We start from the raw sequence: 330 nt of genomic DNA on the forward strand, positions 1-330 counted from the left end.
TCCTTTCCTCTTCTCCTTCCCCTTTTTTCCCTCTTTTTCTTCTTTCCTCTTCTCCTCCCCCTTTCCTTTCTCTCCCCTTTTCTCTCTTCTTCCTTCCCTTTTTCTTTCCTTCCTTCCTTTTTCTTTCTCCCTTTCTTCCTTCTTCTTTTTCCCCTTTTCTTTCTCTTTCTTCTTCTTCCTTTTCCCTTTCTTCTCCCTCCTTTTTCTCTCTTTCTTCTTTCTTTTCTCTTCTTTCCCTCTTTCTCCCTTTCCCTCCTCTCTTTCCCCCTCCTCTCTCCCCTCCCTCCCTTTTCTCTTTCTCTTTTTCCCTTCTCTTTCCCCCTTCTCTTT

The 330-nt window shown here is 43.6% G+C and carries 1 protein-coding gene; it reads right to left on the reverse strand.

What is annotated here, in order from left to right; all coding sequences use genetic code 11:
- Positions 1-330, reverse strand: a 330-nt coding sequence (locus tag KH400_RS30440) for a hypothetical protein (RefSeq protein WP_217228725.1), incomplete at both ends; no start/stop codon positions are given.

Source organism: Desertibacillus haloalkaliphilus (assembly GCF_019039105.1).
GTDB classification, from domain to species: Bacteria; Bacillota; Bacilli; order Bacillales; family KJ1-10-99; genus Desertibacillus; species Desertibacillus haloalkaliphilus.